This window comes from Devosia sp. RR2S18 (assembly GCF_030177755.1).
GTDB classification, from domain to species: Bacteria; Pseudomonadota; Alphaproteobacteria; order Rhizobiales; family Devosiaceae; genus Devosia; species Devosia rhizosphaerae.
Window position 1 is genome coordinate 1551476 of sequence record NZ_CP126539.1, and the last position, 16325, is coordinate 1567800.

Here is a 16325-nt window from a genome sequence, read left to right on the forward strand (position 1 = left end):
CTTCATATCCCCAACTGGTTCAGTAGCTCATCGTCGCTTAGGCTTGTGAGGTCTGAGGGGGCCGGAGTGCTCGCTGCACCTGCAGGTGGGTTCGCAGTCGGCACCTGATCGGCTGGGGCATCCACGATGCCCTGCTGCACCGCATTCTCATATGCACGGCCGGCGTTGAGGCGGATCGTGCCGATGTAAGTCTCGAGCCGTCGTTTTTTATCTGCGATTGCTGCGGCGCTTTCCCCGATCCGGGGCATGATGCTTTCCGCAACACGCTGCACTTCACCCTCGGGCGCTGCCTGCCCAGAGAGGCTATAGAGGTAATGCTGCGCGACCACATAGACCGAGTTGTTGGCCTGCTGATAATCCTCTTGCGTCAGCATGTTTGCGCCAGTCCGGCTCATGCCTTGGTCATAGATGGACGCAAGAGCTTCCCAGTTCTGCTCAATGACCTTTAGCTCTGGCAGAACCGTATTGTAGATGGCCATGTTGCGGCGCTCTGCCTCGGTCGTATCGGCTGGACCTGAACCCTTTGTAGTCTTTGACCCGCCAACCTTCTCCCATTCACCGGTCTGCGGGTTCCACTGCGCTTTGTACTCAGCGCCAGTTTCCTCGTCATAGAAGGTTTCAGTCTCTGGGGCATCTTTGGTCGCCGCAGGCGTGATTTCAGCAGCGAAACCATCGATATCGATGATGCCCTTTTCGAGCTTCTCTGCCGCAAGTTCGTGGCCGTTAGCGTAGCCCCATTCAACGATACTGGCCTTCTCAGCCTCCGTCTCAGCTTTGGTCTGCGCCTCGAGACCGGTTTGCTTGGCCGCGGCATCGCGCTCCTCGGCACGATCGAAGGCCTGAGATACGTCCAGACCTTTGATCTGAACTAGGCGCGCCAGATCGGGGTATCTTGCGAGTTCTGCCGCGGCGGTCTCGCGTGCGGCTTTCTCTTCGGCCTCAGCCGACAACTTCTCGGTTGCTGCAGCTTCGAGTTGCTCGCGCTCCGCCGTCGACTTGATCCAGCCCTGAGCAAAGGCAGAGAACGGGCTACCCGGGTCCTCCCCACCCTCAATGGCTCTCGCAGCCGCTATATTGCTGAAGTTCGGGACTGCTGCAGGTGCAGCGCGAAGAGCGGGTGCGACTGGCATCACCTCGCTCGGCGATGTCGGCTTCACACCATTGGCCGCGGGCGGCACATAGACGGGAGTGGATCCGGCCTGAGGTCTGGCGGCGAGCGGCGCCACTGGAATGGAAACCGGACGCACATTGACCCGATTGCGTGTGGTGAGGTGCTGTAGTTCTGGAAGGTCCGCCATCTGGCCTCCTAAATGCCGTAGGTGTTGAAGGCCAGGTGAGCGGCCCCGATCATGCTGCTTGCTCGCTAACTCGACCGGGATGCTTGTCGACAGCATGCAGGTCGCCAGGATCGAACACGCCGTCGAGGTCAAAGCCGTTTTCGACCAGCTGACGGCCCGCGCTGCGCAGGACATATTCGTTCACGCTGGTGCCGGCACGTGCCGCCGCGGCGAACAGGGCCTCGCGGAAGCCCAGCGTAACCCTGCCGCCATTCAGCATGACTGGCACGATGACCTGTTTGCGATTGGCGCTCATGAACACCTCCCGTTTGAGTTGCGGCGAATGCCGCTTCATTGGAAGGAGAATGGCCTATCCGGGATGGGCGGGGCACTGAGCATAGTAGGTCAAACTAGGTCATTCTGATCACGCCGACCCGATGGTCGAACGGACTAGCGACAGTGGGGCCTGTCAAACCTGTCATGACCGGGGGGCATCAGCCGGGTAGACCCAGGTGCTCGATATGCCGTCGCACCAGTGGGCTCGATCTATCCCCAGCCTTGAGGGCCTCAAGAGCGGGCCAGTCCTCGTGCAACACCATCGAGAGCCCAAGTATCGATACTTCGATGCGTCCATGGGAGCCGGCCTGCCGTCCGATCCCATGTTTCTTCACCCATCGCTTCATCGTGCTGTCATTCCGCTGGGCATAATCGGCAGCCCGCTTGAGGGGCATTACCTCGTCGGGCATCATCAGAATGGTGCTAGGGCCGTTGCTCAAGCGCTGGCCTCTCGAAGCTCCCGAAGTACCGCCGCAAGGTCGCCAAGCTCTGAGGCAATCTGCTCTTCGCTCATGCCGGATCTTGCCAAGTGCTCACGGGCCTTCTCGGCATACCGGTCCCGTATGGAATCCATGGCCGGATCGTCGTCGGCAAAAGCCTTCATTTCCTCGAGTGCGTTCACCTTCCAGTCGCGCAACCAGAGTTCAAGTTCCATCTGGGCCGTGACAGCGGCAAGCATGCCCTTGACCGACTGAGGGATGTCGGCGGCATGGACATGCAGCACAGAGAGGTACATTTCGGGAGGAAACCGATCGAACATCGCCGCCGCCAGCTGCAGGTGATGCACCGCCATGTGCATCGTCGAGTGGCCGTCCGGCTGCCCGATATCTAGGTCTTTCTGGTACATGGGCATGCATGCCTCCCGAGGTGCATGAGAGGGGTGAGCGGAGATGGAGGGCAGACTTGGCTCATGTCGCACCATCCGGGGTCGCTGCCTCTTGTGGTCGGCTGCTGGTTTTCGCCCATAGCAGCAATCTCGATTGATACCTGCATCAGGTGCCTGCCCTTTCCTTGAGTTGCGAGAGGACCTCGCTGGAGGTGATGCCCAGCACGCGGGCCGTGGCCTCTGCGAGAGATTCTCCGTCCAGCCTGCCGCCATGCTCCAGCACAAGGGCAGAGAGTTTTGCGCGGGCTGTGTTGGCGGGTGAATTGCGGGTGCTTGCCACCGGCGCCACGCGCTCCAGCATGGCCAGACGCTGATCAATGCCCTGCATGGTCCCACTCCTCGCCAAGTCCCATCGCCAAGAACATGGTTCGCAGCTCGGCTACCTGATCGGGGCCGAAATGTTGGGCAGCGAGTTCCCGAACGTCCTCGTCATCGTTGATCGGATCATCTGCTCCCACCTTGATCATCAACTCCTCGAACCGCTCAAGCTGGGTGTCGTTGAGCTTTGCGAGGTGAGCGCTCCAGAACTGCTCCGCTTCCTCTTTCGTCATCTGCCGTCCGAGGCTCGGCTTGCCGATCTGCTCTAGCCGAGTGAGGCGCCTATCGATTGTCATCGCTGGCCGAACCTTTGCTCGAGAGCTTTCAGTCGCTCCTCGTACTCGATGGTTTTGCAGGCTTCGGCGTAACGGCCGAGTAGGGCAGTGATATCGGCGGCTTCATCTGCGGTGATTTCGCCGCCCGCCACCTGCTCTAGTACGTAGGCGATGGCCTTTGGCACGTCCGACACACTCTCGACCTTGGGCATGTCGGGGAGGTGCACCGTGCGTCCGCGGCGAGGGGGCGCCAGTCGTTCGAGGCAGAGCCTGATCGCCGTCATGTCCCCGTCCTTGGCTAAAGCAATGGCTTTGCGGGTGATGGCATTAGCATCCTTGTCCAGCAGGGATTCTATTGCCAGGGTCGTCTTGTGGCGGGCACCCTTCGGCTTTCCGGGATTGCCTGCAGCGAACCGCCCCCCGATTGTTCGGCCAGTGGGTGCCGGTGCTGTCATTCTGCTACCCTTGTGTTACCCCTTAGCGGGATCACCTTACTTCGGGACACTATAACCCGTTGGTGCACATAAGGTAAAACAGAAATGCACCGCTGATGATGTATCAGTTGCTATCAATGCAGAACGCGGCTCACTTGGTTTTCCGCCGATGCACCGTTTCCGGTCCGTATTTTCGGAAGGGCCGCGAAACGCTCTGCGCTCTTGCGGCCGTCGTGTAGCCGGACTAGAGCAGTCGCCTATGTACCCGCTGCGGCGGAGCGAGAAAATCACCAGCTTTGTAATCACCTTTAAACTTGCGCACAGCGATGAGGATACGGAGCCATACCGGAAGCTACGCAGTGAGCTTAAGCGGCTCTGCGGGTACCAGGTGCGAGCATCCAACTGGTTGGTGGACTTGAGGCTGGGGCAGGATGCCGCCCGCCTCGAATCGCACCTTGCGCCATACCTTCAGCCTGGGGACACCCTAAGCGTTGTTGAGCTGACACGTAGTCACAGGTTTGCCTTGCCCACAAATGCCCCCATGGCTGAGTGGCTCATGAGGAACCCGCCGTTGCGATAGGCGACAGTGGCTGAGCCGAGCGATATGGCTGTCGCCCACGGGGCACGAGCCATACAAAGAAAAAGCCCCGCTGGATGGCGGGGCTTCGGGAACATGACAGGGCTCGAATAGGGCTTAGCCTTGAGCGACCTTCTTGAGCTCAGGGGCTGCAGCGGCTTGGGCGCGAACTTCTCGTAGTGCTTGCATGATCTGCGCCGGTTGGGCCTGGATCAGCATTAGATATGCTCGATTAGCGTCGAGCGGACGCTTGCGGTTCTGCTCCCAATCGCGGATCTGGTTGATGCTAAAGCAGAACTCCGCTGCAAACTCGTCCTGGGAGAGACCCAGGCCTTTTCGTATTGCCTTCACGTCAACATCCGGAGGGATGAGCATGTGCGCGGGCTTCGCCTCGCCACGCGCGATTGCCCGCATTTCCTTGGCCGCACCTAGCAGCCGCTTTCCGGCAGTACTCATGAGGCTTTCTCCGACCTTCGCATTTCTGATACCTTCTCTCGGACCATTGCCCGGTATTCCTCGGCGAAAGAGTCCAGCTCCTTTTTCAGCTCGACGCGTTCTTTTGGCGTCAGGTTGATCTTCTCCCCCTTCGCATACACATCCATTAAAAAGACCGGGATGTCGTCGGCCGTATAGTACGTTATCACCCGATACCCACCGCTCTTGCCTTTTCCGGCTTTCGCGTAGCGGACCTTTCGAGCGCCGCCAGTGCCTACGATTAGATCGCCCGCGTCGGGGTTCTCTGATAGTAGGTTTTTGAGCCGCATGACCTCGTCTTCGGTCATACCTGCCTGCTCGGCAGCACGCCGAAAGGATTGGGTTTCTGTGACACAGTGCATACCTAATGACTACGTCTTAAACGTAGTTCCGTCAACAACTGATTAAAGGTTTCATTGTCGGCATCTGCGACCGGCATAAAGCCTTGGCGCGACACCATGCGCCTGGGCCAACATGCTGTCATTTGCTTTCATCGGCGCTGCCGATAGGTCATCCATAACGAGAAAGCCCCGCCAGAAAATGGCAGGACTCCGCTTTGGAATGCTTTACTTTTGCTTTACTCACTCACCCCAGCGATCTGCGCCATGCCCAGTCCGCGATGTCCTCACGCCTGTTGATCGGCTCATTGGCGAGGCGGTCTAGCGCCCGCCACGCCTCGCTGTTCGTTCGGTGTACGCTGACAGTCTCGCCAGCATCGTTCACCACTGCCCATCGGCCATCTTGTTGACGGGTGATGGTCATGCGGCACCGCCAGGCTGCTGCCGATCGTCGTCACGACGGGCGAGGGCCACAGCATTGGCGAACCGTCTCACCTCAGCGGCAATGACGTCGGCGGTGAAACCTTGAACCTGCAGCCTGCCGATCAGCCGGTTGCACTCGGTTCGCCAGTACTTCGCCGCCAGACGCTCGTCGCGAGCGTCGAGGGCTCGGGCGATCATGCGCACATAGGCCACCTGGCGATCGACGGGGAACGGCACCGCGGAGTTTTTTGGGATCCGCCAATTAACCGTCGTCGCCTTCCTCTTGCGCGGTGCTGGCTTCACCTTTGATAATTCTGTCAACGGTGCCTCGGGCCGGGAAGGGCGACTGCCCTGCTCGGCGGCAACTGCGTTCCGTCCTGTTCCCGGAAAGAGCTCGAGTTGTTCTGGTGTCATGCCACATTCCTCACCTGTTCCTCGACCGCCTCGACCGATGTCGCAAGTCCGTCGCCATTAGTAATAGAGACACTGAGGGGCGACACACTTGCGTCACGCTGCCGTCGGCGTTCGTAAGTTCGCCGGCTGATACCCAACGCCTCCCACGGCTTCCGTGCCGAAAGGGAACTTTCGAGATACGCTTGCCGGTCGACGCGCCCTTCGGCGCGACGCCTCGCCGACTGCCTTTCTCGATCCCTCTCCTGCTTCGCGATCTTGGCAGCAGCTAACCGAACTTCCTTCGGCACGTCATAGGCCCCGATCGTTCGCAGCTCGAGCGCTTGGCGCTCGACTGCTGACACCATCAGCATGTCGGCAATTGCGTCGGCACCGATCATATACCGGCGCCACCCCTCCTGCCCGATGATCTGGTCTAACTCCGATGTCATTGCCCAGGGCATCCACCGCCGTGCCCACTGGTGAAGATCTTGCGGGGTGACGGAGCACTGGACGGCGCGGCCGTAGTCCAAGCACCAGGGGCGGTCGTCGGTGTCTTCTGGATCGGGGACGATGAAGCCGTGCCGGGATTTGATAGTGGTCTCGATCTCCCGCAGCCGGAGCAGCCCGAGATCAAATGGTCGGTCGGTTTCGACGGCGACAGTGTGGAAGATCGCGCTGCCGAAGTGGGTGAGGCCGGTGTTGAGGCCTTCGCACCTGACATCGAACCTTTGCTGAAGGATGGACCTCACTATGCTGCCACCTCCTCACGGTCACGGTGCCGTTCGTAATGACGCCTGCTGTTGCCCTGCAGCGTTACTTCGGTGAAGAGGTAGTTGCGCTGGGCGTCGAAGCACTCAAAGCCCCGGTCGGTGAGATAGATGGCCCCGATGCAATCATGCCCGATGGTCACCGTCTCGGACCGGAACTGCTGTTGCTGGCGCCGGCTCATGATGCCTTCGCCTTCTGCTGCGCCTCCTCCCAGGCGATGATGTCGCTTTCCTTGTAGAGATTGCGGCCCATGATCTTCATGGGCTGAGGGAAGGCGAGGCTGGCGTTGTTCGACCAGCGCCACAAGGACATTGGGCTGATGTCGCCGAAGCGGTGTCGGACCTGCGCTGACGTCAGGTAGCGAGTTTCGGTGTCGACGCTCATGTTCGGCTCCCGCAGATCGAGGGAAGGGCGGCGATGACCGCCCGCTGCTCATCGCTCAGGACGGCTCCCGATCGTTGGCAGGCTGCCTCTAAGGTCGAACTGGTGCGGTGGTACCAAGCACTGCGCCACCGGGGTTCACCCGCTCTCTGGCCGGCGCGATGCTGGCCGATCCATTGGATGCCGTCCTTGCACTCGATGATCCGAAGGGCGTCGTTCACCTGGAGGATTATTCGATCGTAGTTGTCCGCCTCTTCGCGATGGACTGTCGCGGTAGGGGTCTCGATGGTATCAGGGCCGGTCATTTCCGTTCCTATGCTGGGATTCGGGGAAGACATGTGCCGCCTGCCAGGGCGGTGCTCAGGAGGGTCACGGTGCCAGCCGTGGCCCTTTTTGCGCGATCATGCGGCATTGCCTTGCTTGGTACTTTCCGGTGGTAGCGCGGTTTCCAGCATGTGGATGACTTGACCGGTGAGGGTGCGACGCTCGTCCTGCGCCTGCTGCCTCAGTCGCTCCTTGAGATCAGCTGGGAGCCGAACAACCAGGGAGGGATCGATACGCGCCATGAGATAGCTCCTTGTTAAGCACGGTGATTAAGCACCGTGCTTAGAGCATGATGTGCTATTGCATGTCAATAAGCACCGTGCTTAAGAATGCGCATGGCTAGAAACGACCCACAGATCAACATTCGCCTGCCGATAGAGCTTAAGGAGCGTCTGGAGGAAGAGGCGCAGAGCAACAATCGGGCTTTCAAAGCCGAGGTCGTTGCGCGGCTCCAGGCGTCCTTCGAAGATAATTTTGGTGACGCCGTTTTGCTTGAGCGCATCCGCGAGCTCGTGCTTGCCAAGCGAATGAACGACCTGTTCGGCGCCGAAATATCAGACGCGATTGGCGTGTATGCCTCAAGCTATTCGGAAGCAGAAACATGGCACGAAGCGGCCGCGGAACTAATCCGGTTAGGCTTAGTCGCAGCAGAAATATTACCACCAGACGAGAGCAAGCCTGCCGGCGGTCGCGACCTCAGGTACTGGTCGACACCGGAAGGCAGAGCTTTCATGGAGAAGCATTGGGAGGACCGCGATCGCGATCTAGAGGAGGGATCCCGCGTGCTTGACGAACTCACCAGACCCAACCTGAAGACCGATATCAAATGAGCGTCCGCAAGCGGCACCAAGGGTACGGGATTTCCCCGTACCTCACGAGCCGCCTTAGCCAGCGGCCTTGATGGGCACCACGTTGGACGGCTTGCCCGATACGAGCGTCTCCAGATAGCTCGACCAAGCATCTGCCGCTCGGCGCTTCTCATCGGCATAGGAGTAGCGGTTGTAAACGGCAGCAACGCCGCTGACGGTGCCGCTCTTATGGTTCAGCATGGCCTCGACCACATGCACCGGCTGGCCCAGGCGGGCCATGCCGCTCGCTGCGGTACGGCGGAGGTCGTGAATGCGCCATTCGGGGATGGAGACAGCCTCAGGGTCGTTACCCCGCTCCACCGCCTCCGCACGAGCAGCCTTGAGCATTGCAGCATCAATGGCTCGCTTTGCCTTCGACCATCCACTGACAGGCGTATCGCCTGATGTGGTGAAAACCAGCTTTGACTTCGCCAGCGCCGGGACTGCGCGGATGGTCTCCAGCGCTAGCCCAGACAGCGGCACGTCATGCGGCAGCCCGTTCTTGGTGCGCTCCGGCGGTATGTGCCACAAGTCGCCGGCCGCGATCTCGGCGCGGGTCATTCCCGCCACTTCGCCGCGGCGCTGGCCAGTGATCAGCAGGAGACGGGTGGCAGCGGATAGAACGCCGCTCGAAGTCGCTGCCCATAACCAGCGGATTTCGTCGTCAGTGAGAACGCGATCGCGGGAAACTTCCTCGCTCGGCGCCTTGGCCGTGGCAGCGAATGACGTCTCAAGGACACCGCGCTCTACGCACCAGTTGCCGAAGCGACGGAGCAGGGCAAAGACGCGGTTGGCGGTCGTCTCGGCGCCACGCTCAACAATGCCGTCCAGGAGCTCCACCACGTCGCGCTTGTGCAGCGCGTGGATCTTCTTGTTACCCCATGCCGGCCGAACCTCGCGATCAATGAGCCGTCGCATCTCGTTGGCCGTGGAATCCTTCTTCTTGTCGACGTGACGGCTGACAAAGGTGTTGAGCAGCTCGTTCACGAGGTCGGAGCGATCCTGTGCCGACTTCCTCGCTGCCAGCTTCTCGGCGCCGGGGTCGCGCTGCTCCGCCACAGAGCGAGCGGCAGCGCCTGCAGACTTGCGAGCATCAGCCAGCCCAAAGGCAGGGTAGCGACCAATGGTGAGCTTGCGTGGCTTGCCGTCAACGGGGCTGCGATAGCGGTAGGCCCAGCTCATTGCGCCAGTGGGTTGCACCACCATGTAGAGGCCCGGCATTGCACCGTCCGCGACCTCCTGGCGGGAGGTCGTTGGCTTCAGCGCCTTGATGGCTCTATCGGTCAGAACTTTCGCCATGGGTATCACCGGGGTAAACAGGGTTTTGCGTTATGGTACGTTACCCCGCGATAATATCAAGCGCTATCGTATGCCATCAACGCCTTGATTTCTGCGGCTCTCAGGGGGTGGGGACGTTCTGATCCGTTACCCCCTGATAGATGCGATCCGCAGTCTCTTAATCAGCGGGTCCAAGGTTCGAGTCCTTGTGCACCCACCAAAGTCTTCTAACGACATTGGCTGGACCTAAACGCTGCTGACGAGCAGGCGGAACATTGCTTGTGCTTGGCGCATTTGGCGGTATGTCCCTGCGCAGCAAGCCCTTCCGCTCCATTATGTTCGGCAGTGTTCTCGGCGTTTTGCTGAGTGCCTGCATTTCCTTTGTTCCTCTGGCAGCGCAGGACGATCTTACAACTCTGCTGACGGGTACCGAGGAGAGTGAAGCTGTCACCGAACCCGTGCCGCTCGAGCAGGACGTGCCCGACCAAGCGATTGCCGACCGGCTCGCGAGCATTCTTGAATCCACCGGCTGGTTCCAGGACGTACGGGTGGGCGTGCGGCAGGGCGTGGTCACGCTCGATGGCGTCAGCGACACCGCCGAACACCGAAGCTGGGCGGTCTCTCTGGCGGAGAACACCGAAGGCACGGTTGCTGTGGTCAACCGGATGGAGCTGGGGGCCGATTTCGCTACCACCTTTGATCGGGCCGGCGCGGAACTGGACCGGCTATCCCGCCGCGTCGGGCAGAGCCTGCCGCTTGTGGTTCTTGCGGTCGCCATAGCCGCGTTTGCCTGGCTCCTTGCCGCGCTGGTCGCGGCCGTCGCGCAACGCCTGCTCGCCGAACGCATTCCCTCGCCGCTGCTACGGAGCGTGGTGGTCCGGGTGATCTCGATCCCCGTGCTGTTGCTCGGCATCTATTTTGTGCTGCAGGTGGCGGGGCTCACCCGGCTGGCAGTGACGGTCTTGGGTGGTACAGGGCTTATCGGCATTATTGTGGGTTTCGCCTTCCGCGACATCGCCGAGAACTTCCTTGCCAGTCTCCTGCTCAGCGTGCGCAATCCGTTCAGCACGGGCGACTTGATCGAGGTGGCGGGGGAAACCGGGATCGTGCAGAACCTGAACACCAGGAGCACGGTGCTGCTGACGCTCGATGGCAACCATGTGCAGATCCCCAATGCCACGGTGTTCAAGAGCACGATCAAGAACTATTCGAGCACGCCGACCCGGCGGGCGGAGTTTACCGTCGGCATCGGGTACGATTCATCGGTCGCCAAGGCGCAATTGCTGATTTCGGAAATCCTGGCTGATCATCCCGCGGTGCTGGACCGCCCCGAGCCGCTGGTGCTTGTCGATCAGCTGGGAGACGCCACGGTGAACCTCAAGGTCAGCTATTGGTTCGACAGCCGCACCTACTCCCCGGCCAAAGCAAATTCGGCTCTGCTCCGCCTGACCAAGCGGGCCCTCCTCAAGGCGGGCATCGAACTGCCCGATCCCGCGCGTGAGGTGGTTTTCCCCAAGGGCGTTCCCCTGGTGCAGATGGGAGAGGTACAGGGGAGGCCGGCAGGAGAGCCGATGGCGCCGTTCCAGCCAGAGGAGCCGATCGATGCCGCGGCCGATGCTGCCGAGAGGCGAGACGCCACGGCAGGCGAGGGAGAGCTGACCAACGAGACCGAGGAAGTGCGGGACCAGTCCCGCGGGGAGGTTCCCGAAGCGTCCGAGAACCTCCTCAAGCGCTAGGCTTTACTGCACGAATTCTACTTCGACCCCTTGCTCCACCATGCCTGCGAGTTCCTGTGCATCCCAATTGGTCAGGCGCACGCAGCCATGCGACGCAGTCTTGTCGATCTCGGCGGGTTCGGGCGTGCCGTGGATGCCGTAGGTGGGTTCGGAAAGATCGATCCACATGATCCCGACGGGATTGTTAGGGCCAGGTGGAAGCACGAGGGTCTCGGTGTTGTCGCCCTGCTGGAAGTTCACCTCGGGGTCGTAGGTGTAGGTGGGCTCTGGGGCGATTGCGCGGACCGTATGAACGCCGCTCGGTGAAGGATTGCTCTCGCTGCCGACGGTTGCGGGATAGGCGGCAATCAGATTGTCCTCATCGTCATAGGCGCGGACCTGCCCGTTCTGCTTGTCGGCTTCGATGCGCGCGACATCCCCTTCCATCTGATCGCCGGGCTGGGTGACCACAATCTCCTCGCCCTCTTCGAAGCTGGCGTCCGGGTTCAGGGTCTTGAGGAAGTCGATGTCCATGTGGAACTTCTCGGCGATACCTTCGGCAACGCTGGTGAAACCGAGATAGTCGCGCGCTGCGAGTTCGGAGTAATCTTCCGGCAGGGGCTCGACGACCTTTTCCACGTCTTCCTGGCTGATCGTGTAGGAGGTTGCGATGTCCGCATCTGTTTGCAGAATTTTGATGACGTCATCGTCCAGTTCGCCATCATCGGGAAGATCATTGATGAGCTCCAGGGCGGTGATGGCCTTGCGCACATTCTCGCCCATGTAGCCGTCGACAACGCCTGGGGAGTAACCCGCACGGTCCAGCAGGATCTGCAAGCGCGCAATCAGCGGGTTCGGGCCGCTTCCACCATCTGTCTGGTCCTCCAGCAGGGTATCGATGGAGGCAGTGTTAATCGCTTCCAGGTTCAGATCGGAGGATTGCTCGGATTGGGCCAAGGCCGGGGTGGCCAGCGCAGTGCCGGCAAGAAGAACAAGACAGGTCGAACGCAACATTGTGTGTCTCCGCAAAACAAGAAGGGGCGGCTGCCCCCCAGCCGCGGATAGCATCCCAACGGCGGCGCGACGCTTGTCGTTGCGCCAGTCACTTTTCGCGTTTGCGCGATCTTTGTCCGGAGCGGGGTCATTTCTCAGCTTTTCAGCGTCGGTTCAGAGGTTTATAGCGCTGCAGCTTCTGCTCTCCCGCCTTCTGCTTTCCCTCAAAGGACTTTTCATGTTCGGTATCGACCCGAGCTTTTTCAGCTCGTTGCTGCAAGTCATCCTGATTGACCTCGTGCTCGCCGGTGACAATGCGGTGGTGATCGGATTGGCCGCTGCCGGGCTCGCGCAAGACCTGAGGCGGAAGGCGATTCTGATCGGGATTCTGGCGGCAACAGTGCTGCGCATCTGTTTCGCGCTTGTCACCACGCAATTGCTTTCTCTTGGCGGTGGCCTGTTGATCGCCGGCGGCATCCTGCTGCTCTATGTCTGCTGGAAGATGTATCGCGAGCTTTCGGTCTCACACGAGGCGGAAGGAGAGGCGACCGAAGCCCTGGCCGGTGCCGATCTCAATGCGGATGGCACGGTCGCGGGCAAGGCGCCGCGCAAGACCCTGCGCCAAGCGGTTATCCAGATCATCATTGCCGATGTTTCGATGTCGCTGGATAATGTGCTGGCTGTCGCTGGCGCCGCCCAGCATCACTTCGAAGCGCTAGTCTTCGGTCTGGCGCTCTCGGTGGTGCTCATGGGCGTTGCTGCGACCTTCATTGCCCGCCTGTTGCATCGCTTCCGGTGGATCGCCTGGGTCGGTCTCGTGATCATTCTCTTTGTCGCCCTGCGCATGGTTCTTGAGGGCGCGGGCGAGTTCATCACCATTCCGGAAATCCCATTCGTCTATACGCCACACGCTGCAGCCGAGGCCGCTGCTCATTAGCCTTTGGTAACCACGGGCGAAGCTTTGCCGGCTTCGCCTCTGGTCACTAGGAGTTTGCTCACCTTGCCACGTTAGCGTTCGCTCCATTGAGACGTGCAAGAGAGTTGGCTGGATGAGTGCGATCGCCGAGAGATTGGTGGATGCCGGGGACGCTGCGCATTCTGGAGCGCAATCGAAAGGCCTGCTCGTACCTAAGCTGGAGACGCGGATCGTCAGCGGTGCCGAATGGGACCGCACCATCGCTGGCTTTGACGAGGTCTGCCAGGAGCAGCTCTATGTCTTCTCGGTAAATCGTTGGCCATCCGTCAGCCCCGAGCCGATGCTGTTCCTGCTCCATGGCGAAGTCGTGGGCGGATCAATGATGATGATCCAGCGCCTGCCGCTCGGTCTCGGGCGCATTGCGGTCTCCAAATGGGGGCCCATGCTGAAGGACCGCATAAGGGCTGATGCGCAGGCCCTGCATGCCGGTATGGTCGAGGCCCTGATAGCCGACTACGCCGACCGGCGGGGCCAAATGCTCTCGGTGCTGCCGCGAGCCTCGACCGAGCCGGTGAACCACGAATATGCGCATCTCGTCGAGCGGGGTTTTCGCCGCGGATCGCAATTGCTGTTCCCCAACCGCTACATCGTCAATCTGCGCCTGACGGATGCGGAACAGCGCAAGAGCTTCGCGCAGAAGTGGCGCTATCACCTAAACAAATCGGAAAAGGCCGGTCTCACCTTTGAACATGCCAGTGCGGAGGCTTTGCCGGAGTTCGAAGCACTGTACGCTGCAATGACCGACCGCAAGCAGTTCTCCGATCACTCTGCCTACGACACCATGCCGGCGCTGATGGCTATGGATGCCGATCTGCGGCCCGAGTTGTTCTTTGTGCGGCACGGGGGAGAGCTTGTTGCCGGCGCTATTATCTTCAAGGGCGGGGACCGCGCCGTTTATCTCTATGGCGCAACCAACGACAAGGCGCTACCACTGCGCGCCGGCTACTTCCTCCATTGGCATGTCATTCGCTGGCTGCGCGATAACACGAGTGCCGAATGGTACGATCTGGGCGGCACCGACGGCTTTCAGGGCCTGCATCAGTTCAAGAAGGGAATGGTCGGCGATGCCGGCGTCATCGTGCCGGTCCCGCCCGTCGCCAATTATGCCAGCCGGAAACTGGCGTTCCTCCTGGGTGCTGGCGCCTTTGCGGCGCGTGACGTCTTTCATGCATTGCAGCGAAAACTAGACGGCTGGCGCAATCCGAAGACGAGGCCAACTCAGGCGCGCAGCGCCAGCGAGGAGGCGGGGCAATGAGCCTCCACCGCAAGCTGGCGTCGCAATCCACTCTGATCTTTGGTGCCCGTCTGTGCGGGGCCGGGCTCATCTTTGTTGCCCAGGCACTGATCGCCCGGCTCTGGGGGCCAGAACTCCTAGGCGAATACCTGATCGTTATCGCGACGGTGAACCTCGTGGCGATTGTCATGCCGTTGGGCTTCCATACCGTGGGCACCTACTTTGCCGCCGAATATCGGGCCCGTGGTGATCGGCGGCAACTGCTTGCCTTCATGCTGCGCAGCTATGGGCACGTCGCCATCTCGTTGGCGCTGCTGCTCCTCGCCGGCCCAGTGGTGCTGAACCTGCTGGGGCAGGGCGATAGCGTGGTGGCCCACCATTTCGTGCCGGTGGTGCTGCTCGCCTTCTGTTCGGCTATGGTCTATGTCAGCGGTGCGCTGTTGGTCGGCCTAAAGCGCCCCTTCGCCAGCTACTTCGCCGACAGCCTTTTCCGGCCGATGATCGTTTTGGTTGGCTTCATCGCCGGTCTGATGTTGTTCGCCGAACCCGTAGAGGGTTTCTCGTTCATGTTGTGGGCGGTCGCAGCGGGCTATGTCGTTGTTTGCATGATCCATTTCGGGCTCGTCATTGCTAGTCTGCCGCGCGTCCATGATGCGGTGGGGGCGCGTCCGACCGAACAGAGCCGCTGGTGGCGGTTCGCCTTGCCCTGGTTGCTGATCTCGCTGGCCACCGACTTCTTCTTCGACATCGATCTCCTGCTGCTCAGCCATAGCCTCAGCCGAGAAGAGTTGGCGATATTCGGCGTCTGCACGCGCATATTCTCGCTGGTCTCCTTCGGGGTGGCGGCGGTTTATGCGGTGACCTTGCCGGACATGTTCGAGAGCGAAGCCAATGCCGATCGAGCCGAGTTCAACCGTAAGGTGGGCGAGGCCAATCTGGTGGCGAGCCTTATCTCCATTGCTCTTTTTGTCGGGATGCTCGTGGCTGGGCCGTTCGCCTTGCTGCTCTTTGGTCCCGCCTTCACGCAGGGCGCCATGCCCCTGGCAGTCTTGTGCCTGGCGCTGGTGGTGCGATCGGTGATGGGACCAGCTTCACTGGTCCTCTCCATCCATGATCGACCCTATGCCAGCCTGCCCTGGGTGGGCGTCGGCCTTGGATCGCTGGTGGTCGGCAATTGGCTACTGGTTCCCATTTGGGGGCTCATGGGAGCGGCGCTGGCCGCGATCATCGCCATTACTGTCTGGTCGGTCGGCCTGTGGTGGGTTGCTTTGAAGACTGCTCAGCTCGACGTCTCGATATTCCAGTGGTTCCGGAGTCGCCGCCCAGTTGCTGTTGCCGCCGAATAGAGTTTAGCGCCGCAGCGCTAAACGTGCCGCGCGGCGCAGTCGATTGCCCAGCCCGCCGGTGGTGCCGTGGTCATAACCCGGCGTTGCCTTGTTCAACATGCGTTCATAAAGCAGGTAGTCTTCCCCGAAGATGTGCTGCTCAAGAGTGGCTGTGTGCCGGAAACCCATGCGATTCATGATTGCCGCCGCGGCATCATTGCCGGTCTTGGTGTAAGTGGCGATCTTGTGAAAACGCCCATTATCCCAGTGTTCGATGAAAGCTCGCATCGCAGAAATCGCGATGTTGGAGCGCCGATTTTCTGGAAACAAATAGGACCAGTAGAGCCAGAGCGTACCGAGTTCAGGACCTGAAATCATGAACCCCGCCGGCTTACCATCCTTTTGCATCACCATCACGTGGTGCGGATCGGCATCAACGAGGCTTGCCAGATATTGCGGGGTTAGGCGGGCTGTTTCGTAGGCTTTGAACTCGGCGCTGTAGAATGGGGAGGTCTCAATCGCCTCCATTAGCCGAGCATGGATCATTTTGAGGTCAGCATAGCGAGCAGGCAGCAAAGCGGGACCTTTCGGTCGAGCCGCTGTTTGATTTTCGGTGGCGGGCACGGCGATGTCGGTCACGGCAGCCTCCTTGATTGCTCCAGAGTAGCAGAGCGTCGTCCATAGCCGAAGCAGCGTTGCCACTGGCGGTTAACGCTCTGTCCCGGCTCGCGGCAAATGAGAAGGTGCGTCAA

At 60.6% G+C, this 16325-nt stretch carries 24 protein-coding genes; 5 read left to right on the forward strand and 19 right to left on the reverse strand.

The features are described 5' to 3' along the window. Positions 1 to 2 precede the first annotated feature (2 nt). From QOV41_RS07585 to QOV41_RS07660, 16 genes are all read right to left on the reverse strand, one after another. A complete protein-coding gene (locus QOV41_RS07585) occupies positions 3 to 1298 on the reverse strand; it encodes a hypothetical protein (RefSeq protein WP_284580550.1) in 1296 nt (431 codons plus the stop codon). A gap of 49 nt (positions 1299 to 1347) precedes the next feature. Then, complete coding sequence (locus QOV41_RS07590; protein ID WP_284580551.1) at positions 1348 to 1593, reverse strand: hypothetical protein; 246 nt, start codon at positions 1591 to 1593, stop codon at positions 1348 to 1350. Positions 1594 to 1771: 178 nt separating this feature from the next. After that, positions 1772 to 2053: a hypothetical protein gene (locus QOV41_RS07595; RefSeq protein ID WP_284580552.1), complete on the reverse strand. Its 282-nt coding sequence runs from the start codon at positions 2051 to 2053 to the stop codon at positions 1772 to 1774. After that, entirely contained in the window at positions 2050 to 2466 is a 417-nt protein-coding gene (locus QOV41_RS07600) for a hypothetical protein (protein ID WP_284580553.1), read from the reverse strand. The genes QOV41_RS07595 and QOV41_RS07600 overlap by 4 nt, the downstream gene beginning before the upstream one ends. A gap of 139 nt (positions 2467 to 2605) precedes the next feature. After that, positions 2606 to 2827: a hypothetical protein gene (locus QOV41_RS07605; RefSeq protein WP_284580554.1), complete on the reverse strand. Its 222-nt coding sequence runs from the start codon at positions 2825 to 2827 to the stop codon at positions 2606 to 2608. Continuing rightward, positions 2814 to 3113, reverse strand: a complete 300-nt coding sequence (locus QOV41_RS07610; protein WP_284580556.1) for a hypothetical protein — start codon at positions 3111 to 3113, stop codon at positions 2814 to 2816. The genes QOV41_RS07605 and QOV41_RS07610 overlap by 14 nt, the downstream gene beginning before the upstream one ends. Then, a complete protein-coding gene (locus tag QOV41_RS07615; RefSeq protein ID WP_284580557.1) occupies positions 3110 to 3547 on the reverse strand; it encodes a DUF5681 domain-containing protein in 438 nt (145 codons plus the stop codon). The genes QOV41_RS07610 and QOV41_RS07615 overlap by 4 nt, the downstream gene beginning before the upstream one ends. Before the next feature lie 673 nt (positions 3548 to 4220). Then, positions 4221 to 4559 (reverse strand): helix-turn-helix domain-containing protein, encoded by a 339-nt coding sequence (locus QOV41_RS07620; protein ID WP_284580558.1) that lies wholly within the window; start codon positions 4557 to 4559, stop codon positions 4221 to 4223. Beyond that, positions 4556 to 4885, reverse strand: coding sequence for a type II toxin-antitoxin system RelE/ParE family toxin (locus QOV41_RS07625; RefSeq protein ID WP_415926754.1), 330 nt, complete (start codon positions 4883 to 4885; stop codon positions 4556 to 4558). Before QOV41_RS07625 ends, QOV41_RS07620 begins: the two co-directional genes overlap by 4 nt. A gap of 277 nt (positions 4886 to 5162) precedes the next feature. Beyond that, a complete protein-coding gene (locus QOV41_RS07630) occupies positions 5163 to 5339 on the reverse strand; it encodes a hypothetical protein (protein WP_284580560.1) in 177 nt (58 codons plus the stop codon). Continuing rightward, positions 5336 to 5752, reverse strand: a complete 417-nt coding sequence (locus QOV41_RS07635; RefSeq protein WP_284580561.1) for a DUF6074 family protein — start codon at positions 5750 to 5752, stop codon at positions 5336 to 5338. The genes QOV41_RS07630 and QOV41_RS07635 overlap by 4 nt, the downstream gene beginning before the upstream one ends. After that, positions 5749 to 6480: a hypothetical protein gene (locus QOV41_RS07640; protein ID WP_284580562.1), complete on the reverse strand. Its 732-nt coding sequence runs from the start codon at positions 6478 to 6480 to the stop codon at positions 5749 to 5751. The genes QOV41_RS07635 and QOV41_RS07640 overlap by 4 nt, the downstream gene beginning before the upstream one ends. Continuing rightward, positions 6480 to 6680, reverse strand: coding sequence for a hypothetical protein (locus tag QOV41_RS07645; RefSeq protein WP_284580564.1), 201 nt, complete (start codon positions 6678 to 6680; stop codon positions 6480 to 6482). Before QOV41_RS07645 ends, QOV41_RS07640 begins: the two co-directional genes overlap by 1 nt. Then, entirely contained in the window at positions 6677 to 6883 is a 207-nt protein-coding gene (locus QOV41_RS07650) for a helix-turn-helix transcriptional regulator (RefSeq protein WP_284580565.1), read from the reverse strand. Before QOV41_RS07650 ends, QOV41_RS07645 begins: the two co-directional genes overlap by 4 nt. Next, a complete protein-coding gene (locus tag QOV41_RS07655; protein ID WP_284580566.1) occupies positions 6880 to 7185 on the reverse strand; it encodes a hypothetical protein in 306 nt (101 codons plus the stop codon). The genes QOV41_RS07650 and QOV41_RS07655 overlap by 4 nt, the downstream gene beginning before the upstream one ends. 96 nt (positions 7186 to 7281) lie before the next feature. After that, positions 7282 to 7446: a ribbon-helix-helix domain-containing protein gene (locus tag QOV41_RS07660; RefSeq protein ID WP_284580567.1), complete on the reverse strand. Its 165-nt coding sequence runs from the start codon at positions 7444 to 7446 to the stop codon at positions 7282 to 7284. Between the two features lie 93 nt (positions 7447 to 7539). On the opposite strand from QOV41_RS07660, the gene QOV41_RS07665 reads away from it, so the two are divergent. Then, positions 7540 to 8034 carry an Arc family DNA-binding protein gene (locus QOV41_RS07665; protein WP_284580568.1) on the forward strand — a complete coding sequence of 165 codons (495 nt, stop codon included), beginning with the start codon at positions 7540 to 7542 and terminating at the stop codon, positions 8032 to 8034. A gap of 54 nt (positions 8035 to 8088) precedes the next feature. On the opposite strand, the gene QOV41_RS07670 is transcribed toward QOV41_RS07665, so the two are convergent. Continuing rightward, positions 8089 to 9351 (reverse strand): tyrosine-type recombinase/integrase, encoded by a 1263-nt coding sequence (locus tag QOV41_RS07670; RefSeq protein ID WP_284580569.1) that lies wholly within the window; start codon positions 9349 to 9351, stop codon positions 8089 to 8091. Positions 9352 to 9632: 281 nt separating this feature from the next. Between QOV41_RS07670 and QOV41_RS07675 the strand changes: the two genes are divergently transcribed. Next, positions 9633 to 11066 (forward strand): mechanosensitive ion channel family protein, encoded by a 1434-nt coding sequence (locus QOV41_RS07675; RefSeq protein WP_284580570.1) that lies wholly within the window; start codon positions 9633 to 9635, stop codon positions 11064 to 11066. 3 nt (positions 11067 to 11069) lie between these two features. On the opposite strand, the gene QOV41_RS07680 is transcribed toward QOV41_RS07675, so the two are convergent. Then, on the reverse strand, positions 11070 to 12059 hold the full coding sequence (locus tag QOV41_RS07680; protein WP_284580571.1) for a L,D-transpeptidase family protein: 990 nt from the start codon (positions 12057 to 12059) through the stop codon (positions 11070 to 11072). Positions 12060 to 12276: 217 nt separating this feature from the next. On the opposite strand from QOV41_RS07680, the gene QOV41_RS07685 reads away from it, so the two are divergent. The 3 genes from QOV41_RS07685 (at position 12277) to QOV41_RS07695 (ending at position 15594) form a co-directional block, all read left to right on the forward strand. Next, positions 12277 to 12975: a YjbE family putative metal transport protein gene (locus QOV41_RS07685; protein WP_284580573.1), complete on the forward strand. Its 699-nt coding sequence runs from the start codon at positions 12277 to 12279 to the stop codon at positions 12973 to 12975. Between the two features lie 112 nt (positions 12976 to 13087). Then, on the forward strand, positions 13088 to 14269 hold the full coding sequence (locus tag QOV41_RS07690) for a lipid II:glycine glycyltransferase FemX (protein ID WP_284580575.1): 1182 nt from the start codon (positions 13088 to 13090) through the stop codon (positions 14267 to 14269). Further along, positions 14266 to 15594, forward strand: coding sequence for a lipopolysaccharide biosynthesis protein (locus QOV41_RS07695; protein ID WP_284580576.1), 1329 nt, complete (start codon positions 14266 to 14268; stop codon positions 15592 to 15594). Before QOV41_RS07690 ends, QOV41_RS07695 begins: the two co-directional genes overlap by 4 nt. Before the next feature lie 3 nt (positions 15595 to 15597). Here QOV41_RS07695 and QOV41_RS07700 read toward each other — a convergent pair whose 3' ends face one another. Beyond that, entirely contained in the window at positions 15598 to 16212 is a 615-nt protein-coding gene (locus tag QOV41_RS07700; protein WP_284580577.1) for a GNAT family N-acetyltransferase, read from the reverse strand. Positions 16213 to 16325 lie beyond the last annotated feature (113 nt).